Below are 16505 nucleotides of genomic sequence, written 5' to 3' on the forward strand. Positions count from 1 at the left end.
TTCTTGCCCACTCACATCCCGACCTATACTCTGCCAACCTGCAAAACGGCCGGACGATGTGGTGACTCACATCGCCCAGCCTAACCACAACCCAGGCTATAGGGAGCTCGGATCATGGGTGATTCCGACAATACACGAGTTCGTCCTTCGGTCACGCGCAGGATGTTGTTGACGGGTGCAGGAGCGGCCGCGGCCGCGGTGCAATTTCAGCAAAGCGCGTCGGCGGACGGAGCGCTCGCAGGCAACACTGCCTTCGATCCAGCACTGGCGCTGTGGCAAGAATGGCAGTCCGCATACACACGAACCGTCGCGCTCTGCCGCAAGCAGCAGCATCTTGAGAGCAGACTGGTCGACGCCATCGGCTTCCCGAAAGCGGAATTCGAATTGCCCGACGAGAATGTAACCGTCACCGTCTCCTGGCCGGGTGATATTGAAGACCTGTTTAGGGACATTCCAAGCCTTGCAGACCTGCGCGCTCGGGCGGAGGCGGATTTAGCTGCCCACCAGGCGCGTTGGGATGCGGAGGACCGGCGCATCGGCTATTCTGCCGCCAAGCGGGAGGAACTTGCCGCCGCCGACCGAGAGCAAGAGCTGGTGGAGACCCTGATGGCGGCGCCTGCCACGACACTCGCCGGCGTGGCCGCCAAGCTGGATGCGGTCCTGCGCGAGGGCGAAAGCGCCGAAGACTGTACAGAGTTCCCCTGGCCTCAGCTGCGTACCGCGCTCGGCGATCTGACGCGCATGGGCGAGGCGCTGCAGCCGGGCGCGTTCATGCCAGGCAGCGACCACGCTGAGCCATATCCGCGAAATCGCCGGGAGGACATCTGCATGTCGGTAATGATGTACCAGTGCGGAGATCGGGTGATATGAAAAGCCCATCGATGGCAACGCCGGTTCAGCGTGTCGCCGCGCGCGAAGCAAGAGCCGTCTCCCGCAGAACGCGCAATTCGGCTCTAGAGCATGTCTTGTGATCGATGAATCGATTGTGATGTGACGACAGCGTTCGCGGGTGATTCAACATCCACTTTCATGAGGTGGATGATGGGAAGAGCACTGAGCGAAGATCTTCGGTCCCGAGTTCTGAAGGCCCCGGAGGCCGGCATGTCGGCGCGGCAGGCTGCGGCGCGGTTCGGCGTCGGCATATCGAGCGCGATCCGTTGGATCGCCAGGGCAAAGATCGGCGAGCGGACGCCGCGCCCGCAAGGCCGCCAACGCGCATCCAGCCTTGATGCTCACGAAGCCTTCATCGTTGGGCTGATCGATAAGCGTAAGGACATCGCGCTGAACGAGATGGTGGAGCGGCTGAGGGGCGAGCGGTCGGTGCGGATCAGCCGCAGTGCCTTGAGCGCATGGCTTCGCGGCCACGGGTGGACGTTCAAAAAAGTCCGCACACGCATTGGAGCAGGACCGCCCCGACATCGTGAAGCGCCGTCGCGCTTGGTTCGACGGCCAGCTCGATCTCGATCCGGCGAAGCTCGTCTTCATCGATGAGACCGGGCTGTCGACCAAGATGGCCCGCCTGCGGGGACGTGCGCCGCGCGGTGAGCGCTGCCGGGCCGGGGTGCCGCACGGCCATTGGAAGACCACCACCTTCACTGGCGCGCTACGGCTGACGGGCATGACCGCTCCGTTCGTCTATGACGGCGCCATGAACGGTGCCGTGTTCCTGGCCTATGTCGAGCAGGTTCTGGTTCCGACCCTGTGGGAAGGCGACGTTGTCATCATGGACAACCTGCCTGCCCACAAGGCGGCCGGCGTCCGCGAAGCGATCGAGACGACCGGCGCGAGACTTATGTTCCTGCCGCCCTACAGCCCCGACTTCAATCCGATCGAAAACGCCTTCTCAAAACTCAAGGCTCTCATGCGTGCCAAAGTCGAGAGGACAATCACAGCCTTGTGGAACGCCGTCGGATCGCTTATCGACCTCTTCACCCCAGCCGAATGCCAGAACTACTTCAAGGCCGCCGGATATGATCCGGATTAAACGGGACGTGCTCTAGATCGAGGGGAACTAACACCTAGCCGCCCCACGAGTGTTCATTTGTTCGCCCATACTTGCGAAACGATTGCCAAAAACTGGCTGCGGCGGAGGCCAGCGGAATTCTGACCACTACGGTTGTACCGACGCCGGGAGCGCTGTTGATGGTGAGCTTTCCTCGTAGCGTCGAAACCATCTGCGAACATGCGGTCAGGCCAAGCCCAGTATGGCTCCCGGCTCGCGTTGAAAAGAAAGGGTTCGTTGCTTTTGCAGCGATCGAGGGCGGCATTCCTGAGCCCTTGTCGACCACTTCAAGCACTAGGTAGGTGCGCGGCAGGAATGGGTGTCGCTTGGCTGTCGCGGAGACAAGAACTCTGGCCTCTTTGATGCCAGACGAAGCGGCCAGAGCGTTCTCGATCAGCTCGTTCACCACCAACCCGAATGACGCCGAGGGCACGGGGTGTAGACGCGCTTTGGAACCGATCCTGACCTGCACCAAACCGCTGCGCTCTCCCTTTATATCTTCTAGCAGTCGGCCGAGCGGCACACTGCTTGATTCTTGTGGCGCATAGACGATTTGGAGCGCGCTATTAGTGATCGATTCCAGCTCCGTTGCGGCACTGCGCGCAGCCTCAAGCATTTCGCTGCTCGGCTGCTTGTCCGGCTGGGCATGCTCAAGAAACAGCCGCAGGGCTGTAACACGCGATCGGGTCGTATGCGCAAAGAGCGACGTGAACGAGCGCATATGCTGGTCGCGGCGGTTGGCTGAGGAATAGCGCTGATGGATAACAATACAGAAGGTGGCACCGAGGCCGAGCGCGATGGCGAAGATGAACCAGTTGCGCGTGGCGGCAATGTCGATGCTGGCGGTTTGCTGCAAGGTGGCGCTGTGATCAACGGTGGAGTTGGAAATCTCGTAAATTGACTGTTCCAGCTTGGCCATGTCGGCAATGGCTTGAGTGTAGTCTTTGCGCCCCGACACAAGGGGGGCGATTGTCTGTTCGAGGGTCTGACGAATCCCACCCAGGATTGCGGCGTCATGAGCGGGAAAAAAGCGGTTCAGATAGGGCAGGTTTTCCAGCTGCCCGGCGTTGACGCTCACCAGCGCCATTTGCCGATCGATGTCGGCATCAAGTTCGCCGGTCCGGTCGGCAAGGCGAAGATAGCCATACACCCGTATAAGACGCTCCCGAATCTGTGCCGCGCGCCATTGGATCTCGAACATCTGGTTGAGGATCGCATCCGTCTCCTGACGGTAACGGTTCGATTGGATGAATGTCCACGCACTCAGCCCAAGCGCTGCAGCCATACCGAGATATGGCAGAACAGTGAGCAATCGGCCGTGGAAGAACTTCATTGCGTGGGCGCAGGATGACCGGGGAAAACACCCGGATCGAGTTTCTTGCGGGCGCGTATGAAGCGGGCAACTGGTCGAAGGGCCAAACAATGAAGATGGGGCCTTTCTCTACCCATGCTGATAGAGCTGAAATCCTGGTCCGGGCGGGAAAGCGAGCCGGCCTTGTCCTTCTCGTTGCAACGACGCTCGACCGCCAGACTCGGATTATAGGACCGGATTTCGTCCATTCGAATATCGGAAACGAGGTTGTCAGAGGCGACAACTTTCACTTCCTCCGCGGCGATCATTCCGGCCTTGGTAAGCACGTTTGCAAGCAGCGGCACTCGATATTCAATTTTCTCGATGTCGCTCGTCCAGGGGGTACGCCGGCAATTAGGCAACCGTCTTGATCCGCGCGTCGTCGCAAAGCACAGGCCCGCTTATCCGATAGATCTGGCGAGTCGTAGCAAGAGCGGCGGGAGAGATGTCCACCATGATCCCGACAATCCACGTGCCGTCGCTTTCCTTCGAGGGACCAAGCCGCTTCGGCTGCCACCCGATCGAAGCAAAACGCTCGAGCCAGTAATCTTCGCAGACGATAGTCAAATGGCTGATATGACGTTGAAGGCAAAGCTCCAAGACGCCGCAATAAATGATACCTGCGGCCTGACAGGACCGGCCTGGTTCGCGCAAGTGACGCGCGACGAAAAAGCGAGTCCATTCAAAAATATCTTGGCCGCGTTGTATGCGACCGCTGACAAGTTGCGGGAAAACCTCGCTCATCAAATGTGGTTTGAGACTTGGAACCAGCCTGGAGCCGCCGACGACCTGACCAGCGGCTGTGATGCCGAGAAGATGTGTCGCATCCGGCGTATCGAATGCGTCCATCTCCCGGCCGTCGGGGCGCTTCAGCGTTCGCCAGCCTCGCTCGCCAACATAGATATGATGGCGCAACTTGAAGTATTGATCGAGCTGCTCTCGATAGGCCACGCTGTTTGCGGCATCGACGACGTGAACTTTGAACATCGCGGGATTCCTGGTGAGTGAGCACAAGGAGCCACGCGCCTCCCGCAGCCGCCATACTCAGATCTGACGATGGTTCAAAGCTGGATTTCATGCCTGCGAACCGCCTCAACGATTGCCTGCACTATGTTGGCCGTATCAAGCTTCTGCCTGACGTTGCGTAGGTGCGTATAGACCGTGCTCTCCGAAATACAGAGGATCCTAGAAACCTCCCAAGCTGTCTTCCCCGCCGCGACCCATTGCAGAATTTCACATTCGCGCTTGGAGAGCGCCTGCTTCGGTGCTTTGCGTAAACCGCCGACCAGCCGATGCGCAGCCGAATAGGCGTGACGGGCAAGTGCATGCACGGTGCAGCGTGCCGACGGCCGCAGGTCAAGCTCGCTGCCTGCAAGCGTTACAGCAGCACTTTCGCCAAACGGGCATTGGATCGGTATGCAGATTCCTTCTCGCAGCCCAAACTCCGCAGCTTCGTCCATCACGCGCCGTGCGTCTGTATCGGTTCGAGTTCGGGAAATATCGCTCCAGAGAAATGGGGCCACTGCGGTCCGGCACAGGGCAGCGCAAGGATCATGACGATAATGCCTTGCGGCCATATAGTGGTCGTACCAATCGGCAGGCCAACCGTTGACAAGGATATGTTCGTCCAGCGCCCCGGTACTTGGGTTTGGCAAATCAGTGATGAGACAAGCTACGTAGCCAAATGGCTGGACCCGCGCGCGTAACTGCCGAACGATTTCGTTGATGCTGGTAGCGCCGTCCATACGCGCCGTGGCTTCAAAGATCTCAACGACATCGTGCTGCAGCACGGACTGAACTGTCTTCGCCATCTCGAGATCGTCCGGACATGTTGAGTTGGCAAAGAAATACGTGACTTCAGCTCAATCGCAACCCATGTCACCGATTTTGATTACTATAGTAGGTGGCATTAAAGAGCGCTGTCTGACTGCCTCAGCCAATGAGGCTGAGGTCAGTTTTCGCACGCAATCTCAGGTTGCTGCGACAAGCGACGTGCTTGTCCCAGGAGCAACTGGCCGATCTTGCCGGGCTCGACCGCAACTATGTTGGCAAGCTGGAGCGGGAAGAGAACTCGCCAACCGTGGACACCATGGAGGTCCTGGCGTTAGCGCTTCAAGTTGACGTCGAAGTTCTGATACGCCGCAGCATCCCGCGCCACACTGGCGCGTCGCCGGACGGACAATAACAAGTCAGGAACCTGATTTACGTTTCTCTGTCACCTGAGTAGACGCCGGCTTGTTGCGTACTGCAGTCGCTTTCGCGGGTTGACGGATGAGGTCTTCGACGCTTGCGCCCAGCGCGCTGGCGATTTTTGCCAGCGAGAGGATCGTGGCGTTACGGCGCCCGGCTTCAAGGCCGCTCAGATACGAGCGTGTGAACCCCGAGCGGAACGATAGTTCCTCCTGGGACAGCGTTTGTTCACGCCGAATTCTCTGCACGTTGAGGCCAACAACCATACGTAGGTCCATCGCCGGATGGTCGCCGCGACGCACACTATAAGACGACACACTATAGTGCACATTCGTCGTTGACAGCCGGAGCCATTGCTGCTTTCTATGTCGCAGATCGGAACAGCATTCCTAAAATAGGAACACCGTTTGTGACAGGGAATCTTTCGTTGGAGCGCGGTCTTGCCGTGCTGGACCTGCTCAAGGATATAGACGAGCCGATTGGCGTACGGGACATTGCGCGTCGCCTCGATCAGAGCGCAGCGGCAGTGCAGCGGATTCTGAATACCCTCGCCGAGTATGGCTATGTCGAGCAGATTGCCGAGTCGCGCCGCTACCGGCTTGGCCATTCTGTTCTGGCGCTGGCGCGATACATTTGGCGTAAGGATCGCCTCGTTGGTTTGGCCGAGGCAGAACTCCAGGCTTTGGCCGCCGAAGGGTGCTTCAACGCTTTTCTAGCCGTCCGGCGGGATGATCGGGGTCTCTATCTCCTGACCGTGCAGAGCAAAAGCCCTGTCGTCATTCGGTCGTCGCCAGGTGAGAGCTTCCCCTTGCACTCCACAGCGCTTGGAAAGGCACTGTTGATGGAGTTGAGCGCCGAGGCCATCATCGAAATTTTGGGGCAAGCCCCGCTCGAGCGCCTGACCCCAAGAACCGTCACCGAGATCAGCAAGCTCGTGGTCCAGATCCATGGCTCCGAAAGCGTCGGCTACACCACGTCTATCGACGAAAATTTCGCCGGGCTGATTGCGGTCGGTGCACCAGTTCGTGACGCCTCGGGCGCGATTGTTGCCGGGATAAGCGTAGCCTATCCCCGCTCCGTCGGGCCCCTGGTCGAGATTGCCGAGGTGGGCGAGACGGTCATGGCGGCCGCGACCCGAATTTCCGCCAGCCTTGGCTATCGCGACGCGCGCAGCCAACACAAGGATCCCAGCCATGCTGCTTAACGAACCAAGGCTACGGCAACGGATGACTGACGCCGCGTTGGACGCAGTCGTAGCGACGGCGCCAGAAAACGTGACTTACATGAGCGGGTTCTGGGCCCTGCCCCAGTGGATTCGCCGTGGCCCCCAAGCCTATGTCGTGTGGCCAGCCTCGGACCGGGGTACGCCCGAGATCATTACCAGCACAAGCACGCTTGATCTCGTAGCCGACCAAGACGTCGGCGCCGCCAAGGTTCGCCGTTTTGGAGAGTTCCATGCGGAACTCGGCCCTGATGCGGTTAGCGACGCAGTGGGCCAAGAACACCTTCAACTTCGCAGGCTGCCGCCGCACGGAGATGCCGTCGCCGCCCTCGTGGCAGCTTTGGAGGACTCACAGCTTGGAAATGGTCGTGTCGGGATTGACGAGACCGGGCTTGCAACCGGGCACATGGAGGCATTGGCGGCGCGTTTGCCGAACGTCAGAATCACGCCGGCCGCGGCGCTGTTGCGCGAGGTTCGAGCCGTGAAGACGGACGACGAGATCGACCGGCTGAGACATGTCGCTCGAATTGCCGAACGCTCGATCAAGGCGGCGCTGGGCGTGGCTAGGGAAGGTGTGTCTGAACTTGATCTGGCGCGCGCGTTTCATGTTCAGACGATCGAAGATGGCGCGTTCCCAGTACTGGGATGCATCGGCTTTGGTGAGCGCAGCGCGCTGATGAACGTTCAGCCGTCCGATCGAAAGTTGCGCGCTGGTGAGGTCATACGCTTTGATGTAGGTGGGCGATTTCGGCACTACCGCGCCGACGTTGCTCGCATCGCGACATTGGGCGAGGCTCCCCCGGACGCCCGGCGCCTTCATCACGCCTTGCTGTGCGGAGTCCAGCGCGCCTGCGAGATCATCCGACCGGGGATCGCGGCTTCGCACGTCTTTGGCGAGGTCATGCGCGTCGTTCAGCGCGAAGGAATTCCGCACTACAGGCGCGACCACGTTGGCCATGGCATAGGCCTCGATGGTTATGATGCGCCGACGCTATCGCCAAGCAGTCGCGAAGTTATTGAAGAGGGAATGGTGCTCTGCGTGGAGACACCCTACTACGAAATCGGCCGATGGGGACTGCAGGTCGAGGATATGCTTGTCGTTCGAGCTGCCGGCGTCGAGCGTTTGATGGAAACAGACGGCGAAATCATCGTGGTGCCGCTATGAGCCATGCCACCGGATTTTCCTGCGTTCGATGCGGCAATGCCTTTCCTCTCGATCTAGAGATTGACTCCCGAGGCTGCCCGAACTGTCTCGTCGTCGCGCCTGCCAACCTCCAGGTGACCTACCATGGTCAGAGGCTCGCCCCTGACGATCAGACGCAGCAAGGCCAACCGCCTTCATTGTGGCGTTACGCGGACATGCTTCCTTGCGCGTCCAGCGATGCGATATCCCTTGGCGAAGGTCTGACGCCGCTTTTGCCAGCGACGACGATCGGAAGTGCGCTCGGCGTTCCCAACCTTCTGATTAAGGACGAAGGTCGAAATCCGACATGGTCTCACAAGGATCGGTTCTCGACCGTCGCCGTATCGATGGCGCGTCTAGCCGGAGCGCGGGTTGTTGCCACCGCCTCCTCAGGAAACGCGGGCGCCTCACTTGCTGCTTACGCCGCACGCGCAGGTTTACGATGCGTCGTCGTCACATTCGCGGGCACCGCCGGCGCGATGCTGGCGCAGATCAAGAAATATGGCGCCAAGGTTGTTCCATTGACAGACAAATCCCAACGCTGGCCCTTGCTGGCGGCAGGTGTTGAGCGACTTGGATGGTTTGCCACCTCGCCGTTCCAGGCGCCTGTCGTTGGCAGTCATCCCGCGGGAATAGAGGGCTATAAGACACTTGCCTACGAAATATTCGAGCAAATGCACGGCTCGGTGCCAGAGTGGTGCGTATTGCCCGTGTGCTACGGCGACGCCCTCGCAGGATTGTTCCAAGGGTTCACCGACCTTCTCGAGCAAGGGAAGATCGATCGCATTCCTCGCCTTGCGGCCGCCGAGATTCATGGCTCCCTGTCTGAAGCGCTCGCGAGCAAGACAGACTTGATTGCGGAAGCGCCGGCCGAGTTCGAAACGCTGGCGGTGTCGATGGGGACCACGCGAAGTACCTTCCAGGCTTTGCGAGCCCTTCGACTTTCGAGCGGCACGGCTGTACGCGTGAGCAACCTCGGGCTGATTGCCCTGCAGCAACAACTGGCAGCCAGCGAGGGCATCTTTGCCGAACTTGCCTCGGTTACGCCTCTCGCCGCGATCGGAACTCTAACGCGGCAGGGCGTCATAGGTGCTTCGGATCGCGTGGTCGCCATTGTCACGGCAAGCGGCCTGAAGGATCTCGATCGGTCAACAGCGTCGGAAGATCGGCAGCCCGTGTTTGAAACCGCAGGACAAGCCTGGGAGCATTTGCTTCAAGACGAGGACACTGGTCGATCGCGATACGAAACCGCCTGAGTACATCATCGCCGAACGACCTTGCAGCAGCCATGGGTGTGCCGGATCATCATCCATTTGGTGCACCTGGCGTGTCAAACGCAGGGTCAGCCGCAAGGTCGCGGCCAACCTTTGCATGAACACAGTCAATACAAACAGGGAGAGGTTCCGTGTTGTCGAGGTTTGTCATCCCCTACATAGCCGCAATAACGATCCTTGTAGCATCAACGGCTGTGGCAAAGGAAACCATTACGGTCGGGATTACCCCAACCGGCGTGCCGTTCACTTTCGTCGATGCCGCAACGCAAAAGCCTACCGGCGCCATGGTCGATCTTGCCATGGCCATCGCGGTCGATATCGGAGCGGATGTAGAATTTCAGATCAACGCCTTTCCGGCACTGATCCCCGCCCTCACGACCGGCAAGATCAACCTTATCTCCGCCAGCATGTTCGTTACCGCCAAACGTCAGGAAATTATCGATTTCAGCACTCCGGTCTACACTTACGGGGAAGCGATGTTCGTCGCCGCTGGGGACAGCACCAACTATACGATCGAGCAGCTCAAGGGCGAGAATGTCGGCGCGCAGATCGGCTCGACCTATGCCGACGCACTGCAGGCGTCAGGCGTGTTCGGCCAGGTCAAGCTTTATGACTCAATTGCCGACATGATGCGAGACGTCGTTTTGGGGCGCATCAAGGCCGGCTTTGGCGACAGGCCCATCGTCGCATACCAGATTTCGAAAAATCCCAAGCTTGGTGTTCGCCTTGTTGGTGGTTATCGACCATTGCACGAGGGCGAGGTTGCCCTGGCGGTGGCCAAGAACAATTCGCGGCTGCTGAACCAGGTGAACGCTTCGATAGCCAAGTTCGAGAAGAACGGCGAACTGGCGAAAATCCTATCCAGATATGGACTGTGAGGCGGTGCATCGGTCCAGCGATACGATGGCTAGCTGGTCGATTTGGACGGAGCTTATCCGGCAGGTGAGGTTCGGTATTCGGAAAGGCAGACCCCATGAGCACATTCGTTAAAAACGCAACGGAATATCTGCCAGTTCTGCTCCATGGCGTTTGGCTGACAGTGCTGACCACGACGCTTGCATTATGCCTGGCAACAGCTCTGGGGCTGGTGTGGGCGATCATGAGGACGTCAGGAATCAGCTCCCTCTCCGTCCCGGCGCGCTTTGTCGTTGAGTTCCTGCGCGGCATCCCACTGTTGGTCGTGTTGTTTTATATCTACTTCGTCGCACCCGACATAGGCATCAACCTGACCGCGCTCCAGGCTGGCGTGCTCGGTCTGGGCCTGGCGCATTCCTGCTATCTTGGCGAAACGTTCCGGGCCGGAATTGAAGCGGTCGACAAGGGACAGATTGAAGCTGCCAAATCGATCGGCATGCGGCGCCCGTTGATGATGCGCCGTGTCGTGCTGCCGCAGGCACTGCGGATCGTGCTGCCACCCTACGCCAACAACATGGTGATGCTTCTGAAGGATTCTTCGCTCGTCTCGGTGATCTCGGTGCAGGAGTTGACGATGCAAGGAAAGATGCTGGCATCGTCGACCTTCGACAATATGACAGTTTTTACCCTCGTGGCCGCCCTCTATCTTTGCCTGACGATCCCCTTGAACTTCCTGATGCGGCGCGTCGAGATTCATTTGGAGCAGGCAGGATGATTACGTTTGACAACGTGCATAAATCGTTCGGCTGTCACGAAGTTCTCAAGGGTATCGACGCGGAAATCGCCAGGGGGCAGGTCGTATGCCTGATAGGTCCTTCGGGATCGGGCAAGTCGACGCTTCTGCGTTGTGTCAACGGGCTCGAAAGCTACCAGCGCGGCCGCATCAGCATCGATGGCGCCGTTGTCGACGCCGCCTCGCCGCACCTTCATGCAATCCGCACCCGTGTGTCGATAGTCTTTCAGAGGTTTAACCTCTTTCCTCATCGAACGGCCCTGGAGAACGTCATGGAGGGGCCCGTTCATGTCTTGAAGGAAGACAGGCACGAGGTCCGTGAGCGGGCAATGGCGCTTCTCAATCGCGTGGGCCTCGCCGAGAAGACCAATTCATATCCCTCATCTTTGTCGGGCGGCCAACAGCAGCGGGTGGCCATCGCGCGTGCCCTGGCAATGCGGCCGCAAGCCATTCTCTTCGACGAGCCTACTTCGGCGCTCGATCCTGAGATGGTGGGCGAGGTGCTGCAGGTGATGCGTGTCCTGGCTGACGACGACATGACCATGCTTGTGGTCACGCACGAAATCCAGTTTGCCCGCGAAGTGTCCGACACAGTGCTCTTCCTCGATGGTGGTCGCATCGTCGAGCAGGGTCCGGCAAGGGAACTCCTTCGCGAGCCGAAGCATGACCGCACCCGCGATTTTCTGCGGCGTGTAACGCACCCCATGTGAAAATCCAACACAGTTGGTCCGTGATGGCAATGAATGTCCGAGCCCCCCAGAGCCACCATCGGCTAATTACTGGTCTCTCAGCACCGCTTGCAGCGTTCGCCGGTTCCACGAAAATCGCGTCCACGCGGTTTCCGCCGCAGGTCTGATTTGATCGATGTGGGTCGGCTCGAGTGGCAGCGCCAAAGGCCAATCCTCAAGCGTGGCTAGCCAATCCTCATTGTAGACCGTGTCGGCATGACGATGCCCGTCATCAGGCATGATGGCAATGGTGGCGGCTTTGGGATTCTTCCGTGCGAACCAGTCGGCGACCAGAGCGGCGGCTCCGCTCGTTGGCCCCATGAAGATGCCTTGCGTTCGAAACAGCTCATGAGACTTTGCATAGGCAGGCAGGGCGCCGACCCAGTGGACCTCATCGATCATGTCGTGCCTCACATTCTCCGGCAGGACGCTGTTGCCCAGGCCGCGCAGCATGCGCCGCCCGACAGGGTGGCCGAAAAGGATGCTCCTGTGCGTGTCGACCGCGACGATCCGGAGCTCGGGAAAGAGTTCGCGTAGAAAGCCACCTGTGCCGCACAGGGATCCCCCTGTGCCGACACAGCCGACCAGGCAATCGATCCGGCCGAATGAACGCACGATCAGGTCCGCAAGGCGCGCATAGGCAAGCCGGTTCTCGGGACTGTCGTACTGTCGCGGCCAATAGATATCGGCCTGTTGCGAGAGCATCTGGTGAAGATGTTCGAGGCGGCCAGGCTGATTGCCGTCTCCCTTGGGATCGGCGATTGCCACGACCTCCGCGCCCAGCTGCTGCAGACGCCGCGTGAGCTTGACGTCGATCAGCCTTGAGGCCGTGACTAGCGTGAGATCATAGCCGCGGGCGGCGGCCAGCATCGCAATGGCCAGGCCGAAGGTCCCGGATGTCGTTTCGACGATATGGCCGCCTGGCGCGCGGCGGCCGGTGGCTTCCGCGCGATCCACCATGAACCTCGCCGGCATCAGCTTCATCAGCGAGAAACACGCCGCGTTCAGATTGGGCGCCAGCCTGGCGAACCGCGGAGTTTCGAAGGCGCGCAGGTAATCCCCATTTTGTATCATTGGAGGAGCGCGCCTTCCGCGTTGAGCGAAAACATCTGGACATCGGCAAAGCCTGCATCGATCGCCGTCTTCGCGATTTCGCGGGTACGGGAGGCCGCCCTTGGTGCGTTCGCGTCCAGGAGGATGCCGATCAAAGTGCCGCTGTGGGCGACCTGAACGCCGCAGGCGCCGAACCATTGAGACAAGGCAAGCACCGTGTCGAAATGGGCCTTCGGCAAATGTCTCTGGCTTATGCATGCGCTCACCGTCGCGACCCGACCAAGCAATATCGGGTCCTGCAACCGGACAGAACGACAGGCCAAACCGCGAAGGGTCCGAAACGTCTCGATTTCCTCGCTGTCATAGCGGGCTCGCCGCATCGCCAGGGTATCCACGGGCTGATCGTTGGCGCCACGGAATCCCACCACGAAAAGAGGCGGGAATTCGCCGCCGAAATATTCGATTGGACGGCCTTCCCGATGGGCAAAGAGGATCGCCTGATCCTGGTAGGCTATGGCATCGCTGGCGCCTTCAGCCGCAACCGCCAACCGGCCAACCGTTGACTGACAGAGTATGGTTCCTGCTGAAGCGGCGACAGCGCGGATCGTGGCTGTCACGTCGGCGGTGGAAGAGCCGTATCCGTGTCCGATCAGGATCGCGCTCTCGATCGTGAGATCGCCACCCTGTCCGCCCAGTCCCAAGTGTCCAAGCGTCAGTTCTGCCGCCCGAGCTGCTTTCGTCCGGCTCTCTGGACGGGTTCGAATACCACTTCCCTCTCGTGGCCAGAAAGTGACCGTCGATTCTTGTGATGGCAGCGGAAGTGTCACGAGACCCCTGTGGAGACGCCCCTCGCCGTCATCAAAGACGCCTTGCAAAAGCTCGCCGTGATGCGCGCTGGCCCGAGCTGTGGCCACGGAAAGTGGTTGATGCTCGCGGCCTTCTGTCTCTGGGATACCGTTCCTGATGACTGGGTTGGCTTTACCGTTGTCGAGCCTTGACATCGCGACATCTCCTTCGCTGGAGGCATCGTCAAACAATGCTTGGAATAAGCTACGTTCGTCTGTCGCCAATTCTAGGTATTTTGCTTGGAACAAGAGCGGACGCCAGGCGGTGAGACATCGGCGATGTGGCCAAGGCGCAGCAGGTCAGAAAGCGCGGCGCGAAGTTGCGGCCACGGGAAGTTGGCACAATCTTCGCCAGGCGCTGAATGGCTCCCGGACAGTCGGCGCGCACGGCCTCCACCGTTGAGCGAGACGATTTCGATGAGCTAGGTCTCCAGCCTTTGCTGCTTTCGGCACAAGATGGTCGTCTTCTGGTTGGCCGCCGCGTGCCATTACCGGCGAAACCTCTTGTGGTTCTACAGGAACCTTGATCCCATGGACGATCATGGGCTCCATTTGGCTCACAGCCCCCGAGGGAGCCGATGGCCTTGCCGCATGAGCTTGGCGCGAGCCTGCTTGTAGTATTTCTCGGCCGAGCCGGGCGCAATGGCGAGGCGATCGGCCATTAGAGAAAAGATCGCCGTGCGTTTTACGCCGGGTGCGCGGCGCGCCATCATGTCGACGGCTTCCTGCTCGCGCGGTGTAAGGGCTGAAAATCGGTAATCGGGCTTGGTCATGACAGCCCGCGACAGGCGCAAGGAAAACCCCTTGCTGGAAATATCGTCCAGCACGTTACTGAACACCCCCGGCGCGAGGCCGGTCTTTCCGACATAGGCGGCGGCGCCGATTCGCCGGAACCCATCTGCCTCGCAAGGGTTGTCGGAACCGGTGACGACAACATGGATTGCACCGGGTGAAGCTTCGATGATCCTATCGACCACAGCGATGCGATCGTCTTGTGAGGTGGGGTCAAAACCAGGCAAGCCAGGATCGATGACGACAAGATCGAAATGATCGTTTTGGAGCTCGACGGTCGCGATGTTTAGCGTTTCCGCGCCCAGAACAACGCATTTTTCGAAGCTTGCTTGCACTTCGTTCATCAGTGCCAGACGCATAAGCGTCTGGTCTTCGAGCACCAGGGCACGAAACATCAGAAGCCAATCCTTCCACGCCGCCCCTCGCCCTTTATTTCAGAATTGGTCGCTTCAAACTAGGGATGGGACCATCCCTAGTTTTCGTCGCATCCACAGGTATTTGCATCTTACTGATATACGCCAGGGAGCAGGACGATGTCTATTCGATTGGTCTGTAGCACCGGAGTGATGGAAGCGGCTGAAGGCGTCGCGAAACTGATTGCGGAACATCGTCAGCGCGTCGCCGCGCTTCAACGTATCGGCAAGCTATGGATGAGGGCCGAAGGGCCGGACGCGATTATGCTGGGTCAGAGACTGGACGCGATTATGGCGGAAGAGGCCGCGGTGCGAAGGCGTGCTGCCATTGCTCCAGTAGCCACTATCGAGGAAATGAAAATGAAGGCTGCTTACTTTCAACGGCTGACGGCTCATGGCTGGTGCGAGATTGACGTCGACGATTTGCGTGCGTTGCTCGGTTCTTTCACGAAACTGCAGTCCTAGGAGAAGAGTGCTGAAATCCATGAGGCCACGGTATTCCAGGCCACGTAGATTCCCGCCGGCACCAAGATGATCGCGATGAATGCGATAGCATCGCCGATTGCGCCGTCGGTGCTTCCTTCCACGGGATAGTAATATTTGTGCGCCTCATCGTCGTGCTTCATTCTTGCCTCTCCGATCGCTTATTTAGCAGCAGCTGAACAGGGTGCTGAAACGTCGTGCCCCACAGACCTGTGTGTTTCATCTTAGCGTTGATTTCCGCGACGAGGTAATTCTCATTGACGGCTTTGCCCTTTGCTGTCGTTGCGGCAAACGCGTATCCGGTTGCTATGAGCGCGGTGCCGACGTCGATTGTTTCGCCATTGAGCTGCGCACCGCACACGACAAAAACCGCCTTGTCGAGGGCGTAGCCGATTGGCTGGCATGTAACCGCCGCGCTATCGAACAGTGCTGCCAGATGCGCCAGCGAGATGTTCCCGCAATCGAGTTTGTTCCCATTTGGCTGTTCAGCCGACGTGCCGCGAAGACATGACTGCACGCCATAGAGGCGGAAAAGATGGTCGCCGTCACGCCAGGTATCTCCAGTCAGCAGTTGAGCCGATTTCGATACCGCGAAGGGCGTTTGCGCAGCAGATTCGGATGCATCCTGGGCCTGTGCCGATGCGCACAAACCAAAAGCGGCCAGCACTGCAAAGCGCGCCTGTTTCATTCCTGGAACTGTCCACCGAGGTCGGCGGAGTGCTCCAGATCGGGGCGCAGCGACTTGCCGTCCTTGTTGCGTCCGATTGCGGCCATGCCGAAGAAAACCATTTCGTCATCGTCGTAGGCGACGTTGTACGGGTCGTTTGTATTGCCCGCACCCACGAGAGAAAAACACGACACGGCGTCGGGTTCCTCCTTCCTGCTCTGCAGCACAAGCGTTTTGCAAAGCACGACAGAAGCACGATGGTTGTAGATTCCTTCTTCATAGTCCTGCGCGGCCTTCGTGCAGTCCCACTCCTGCGTCTTGTAGGTAATCTTTGGATTTGGGCAGGCCGCGAGGCCGCGCAGTCGATAGGCCACGCCGTTGATGACGCGCTCGGTCGCCGACGACGCCTTAACCGGCGAACTGAGGGTCGCCGCGTCGCGCTGAAAGAGCGCGCCTTTCGCATCGTAGCGCTCAAAGACGAACACCTTCTCGCCCGGCTTCGCAAACTGGAGCAGGTAGTGTTCCGACGGCTGCGCGAAGGCGCTTGGGGCGTCGGTGCCGGCAGCATAAGCCGCGGTGCCCTGGAGCAGCAAAGCCGTGCAAAGGGCAATCTGTTTCATCGAAATCCGTCCCTGCGGTGCATATGGTGTTGAC

21 protein-coding genes are annotated in these 16505 nt (G+C 59.4%); 10 read left to right on the top strand and 11 right to left on the bottom strand.

Going from position 1 to position 16505, the window contains the following annotated elements; genetic code table 11:
* Positions 1-114: 114 nt before the first annotated feature.
* Together FJ977_RS33485 and FJ977_RS33490 are read left to right on the top strand one after the other, a co-directional pair.
* Complete coding sequence (locus FJ977_RS33485) at positions 115-870, top strand: hypothetical protein (RefSeq protein WP_140776760.1); 756 nt, start codon at positions 115-117, stop codon at positions 868-870.
* A 171-nt stretch (positions 871-1041) separates the two neighbouring features.
* Positions 1042-1984, top strand: a protein-coding gene (locus FJ977_RS33490; protein ID WP_181180150.1) for an IS630 family transposase whose coding sequence is annotated in 2 segments (ribosomal slippage) — positions 1042-1379 and positions 1378-1984 — 945 coding nt in all. Because the reading frame shifts where the segments join, the coding sequence is not laid out codon by codon here.
* A gap of 34 nt (positions 1985-2018) precedes the next feature.
* Here FJ977_RS33490 and FJ977_RS33495 read toward each other — a convergent pair.
* The 4 genes from FJ977_RS33495 to FJ977_RS33510 form a co-directional block, all read right to left on the bottom strand.
* Complete coding sequence (locus tag FJ977_RS33495; protein ID WP_140776762.1) at positions 2019-3335, bottom strand: HAMP domain-containing sensor histidine kinase; 1317 nt, start codon at positions 3333-3335, stop codon at positions 2019-2021.
* Positions 3332-3658: a hypothetical protein gene (locus FJ977_RS33500; RefSeq protein WP_140776764.1), complete on the bottom strand. Its 327-nt coding sequence runs from the start codon at positions 3656-3658 to the stop codon at positions 3332-3334. The genes FJ977_RS33495 and FJ977_RS33500 overlap by 4 nt, the downstream gene beginning before the upstream one ends.
* 49 nt (positions 3659-3707) lie before the next feature.
* Positions 3708-4340 (bottom strand): acyl-homoserine-lactone synthase, encoded by a 633-nt coding sequence (locus FJ977_RS33505; RefSeq protein WP_140776766.1) that lies wholly within the window; start codon positions 4338-4340, stop codon positions 3708-3710.
* A gap of 74 nt (positions 4341-4414) precedes the next feature.
* Entirely contained in the window at positions 4415-5164 is a 750-nt protein-coding gene (locus tag FJ977_RS33510; RefSeq protein ID WP_140776768.1) for an autoinducer binding domain-containing protein, read from the bottom strand.
* Positions 5165-5292: 128 nt separating this feature from the next.
* On the opposite strand from FJ977_RS33510, the gene FJ977_RS33515 reads away from it, so the two are divergent.
* Positions 5293-5538, top strand: a complete 246-nt coding sequence (locus FJ977_RS33515; protein WP_140776770.1) for a helix-turn-helix transcriptional regulator — start codon at positions 5293-5295, stop codon at positions 5536-5538.
* 4 nt (positions 5539-5542) lie between these two features.
* On the opposite strand, the gene FJ977_RS33520 is transcribed toward FJ977_RS33515, so the two are convergent.
* Positions 5543-5809: a helix-turn-helix transcriptional regulator gene (locus FJ977_RS33520; protein WP_348643254.1), complete on the bottom strand. Its 267-nt coding sequence runs from the start codon at positions 5807-5809 to the stop codon at positions 5543-5545.
* A 161-nt stretch (positions 5810-5970) separates the two neighbouring features.
* Between FJ977_RS33520 and FJ977_RS33525 the strand changes: the two genes are divergently transcribed.
* The 6 genes from FJ977_RS33525 (at position 5971) to FJ977_RS33550 (ending at position 11580) form a co-directional block, all read left to right on the top strand.
* A complete protein-coding gene (locus FJ977_RS33525; protein ID WP_246683402.1) occupies positions 5971-6747 on the top strand; it encodes an IclR family transcriptional regulator in 777 nt (258 codons plus the stop codon).
* Positions 6737-7930 carry a Xaa-Pro peptidase family protein gene (locus FJ977_RS33530; RefSeq protein WP_140776776.1) on the top strand — a complete coding sequence of 398 codons (1194 nt, stop codon included), beginning with the start codon at positions 6737-6739 and terminating at the stop codon, positions 7928-7930. The genes FJ977_RS33525 and FJ977_RS33530 overlap by 11 nt, the downstream gene beginning before the upstream one ends.
* Positions 7927-9204: a threonine synthase gene (locus FJ977_RS33535; RefSeq protein WP_140776778.1), complete on the top strand. Its 1278-nt coding sequence runs from the start codon at positions 7927-7929 to the stop codon at positions 9202-9204. Before FJ977_RS33530 ends, FJ977_RS33535 begins: the two co-directional genes overlap by 4 nt.
* Before the next feature lie 212 nt (positions 9205-9416).
* Positions 9417-10100 carry an ABC transporter substrate-binding protein gene (locus FJ977_RS33540; protein ID WP_210243886.1) on the top strand — a complete coding sequence of 228 codons (684 nt, stop codon included), beginning with the start codon at positions 9417-9419 and terminating at the stop codon, positions 10098-10100.
* A gap of 95 nt (positions 10101-10195) precedes the next feature.
* Complete coding sequence (locus FJ977_RS33545) at positions 10196-10852, top strand: amino acid ABC transporter permease (protein WP_140776780.1); 657 nt, start codon at positions 10196-10198, stop codon at positions 10850-10852.
* Positions 10849-11580 carry an amino acid ABC transporter ATP-binding protein gene (locus tag FJ977_RS33550; protein WP_140776782.1) on the top strand — a complete coding sequence of 244 codons (732 nt, stop codon included), beginning with the start codon at positions 10849-10851 and terminating at the stop codon, positions 11578-11580. Before FJ977_RS33545 ends, FJ977_RS33550 begins: the two co-directional genes overlap by 4 nt.
* Before the next feature lie 66 nt (positions 11581-11646).
* On the opposite strand, the gene FJ977_RS33555 is transcribed toward FJ977_RS33550, so the two are convergent.
* The 3 genes from FJ977_RS33555 to FJ977_RS33565 all read right to left on the bottom strand — a co-directional run bounded on the left by FJ977_RS33555 (position 11647) and on the right by FJ977_RS33565 (position 14683).
* Positions 11647-12672, bottom strand: a complete 1026-nt coding sequence (locus FJ977_RS33555; protein ID WP_140776784.1) for a PLP-dependent cysteine synthase family protein — start codon at positions 12670-12672, stop codon at positions 11647-11649.
* Positions 12669-13652 (bottom strand): kinase, encoded by a 984-nt coding sequence (locus FJ977_RS33560; RefSeq protein WP_140776786.1) that lies wholly within the window; start codon positions 13650-13652, stop codon positions 12669-12671. The genes FJ977_RS33555 and FJ977_RS33560 overlap by 4 nt, the downstream gene beginning before the upstream one ends.
* A 401-nt stretch (positions 13653-14053) precedes the next feature.
* Positions 14054-14683, bottom strand: coding sequence for a response regulator transcription factor (locus tag FJ977_RS33565; RefSeq protein WP_140776788.1), 630 nt, complete (start codon positions 14681-14683; stop codon positions 14054-14056).
* Positions 14684-14821: 138 nt separating this feature from the next.
* Here FJ977_RS33565 and FJ977_RS33570 point away from each other — a divergent pair, with 138 nt between their 5' ends.
* Positions 14822-15166, top strand: coding sequence for a hypothetical protein (locus tag FJ977_RS33570; protein WP_140776790.1), 345 nt, complete (start codon positions 14822-14824; stop codon positions 15164-15166).
* On the opposite strand, the gene FJ977_RS36035 is transcribed toward FJ977_RS33570, so the two are convergent.
* Genes FJ977_RS36035 through FJ977_RS33580 form a run of 3 tightly spaced genes read right to left on the bottom strand, consistent with a single transcriptional unit; the run spans position 15163 to position 16471 of the window.
* Positions 15163-15327 carry a hypothetical protein gene (locus FJ977_RS36035; RefSeq protein ID WP_181180151.1) on the bottom strand — a complete coding sequence of 55 codons (165 nt, stop codon included), beginning with the start codon at positions 15325-15327 and terminating at the stop codon, positions 15163-15165. The two genes, FJ977_RS33570 and FJ977_RS36035, sit on opposite strands and share 4 nt — an antisense overlap.
* Positions 15324-15872, bottom strand: coding sequence for a thermonuclease family protein (locus tag FJ977_RS33575; protein ID WP_140776792.1), 549 nt, complete (start codon positions 15870-15872; stop codon positions 15324-15326). Before FJ977_RS33575 ends, FJ977_RS36035 begins: the two co-directional genes overlap by 4 nt.
* Complete coding sequence (locus tag FJ977_RS33580; RefSeq protein WP_140776794.1) at positions 15869-16471, bottom strand: hypothetical protein; 603 nt, start codon at positions 16469-16471, stop codon at positions 15869-15871. The genes FJ977_RS33575 and FJ977_RS33580 overlap by 4 nt, the downstream gene beginning before the upstream one ends.
* Between the last annotated feature and the right edge of the window lie 34 nt (positions 16472-16505).

This window comes from Mesorhizobium sp. B2-1-3A (genome assembly GCF_006442655.1).
Taxonomy (GTDB): Bacteria; Pseudomonadota; Alphaproteobacteria; order Rhizobiales; family Rhizobiaceae; genus Mesorhizobium.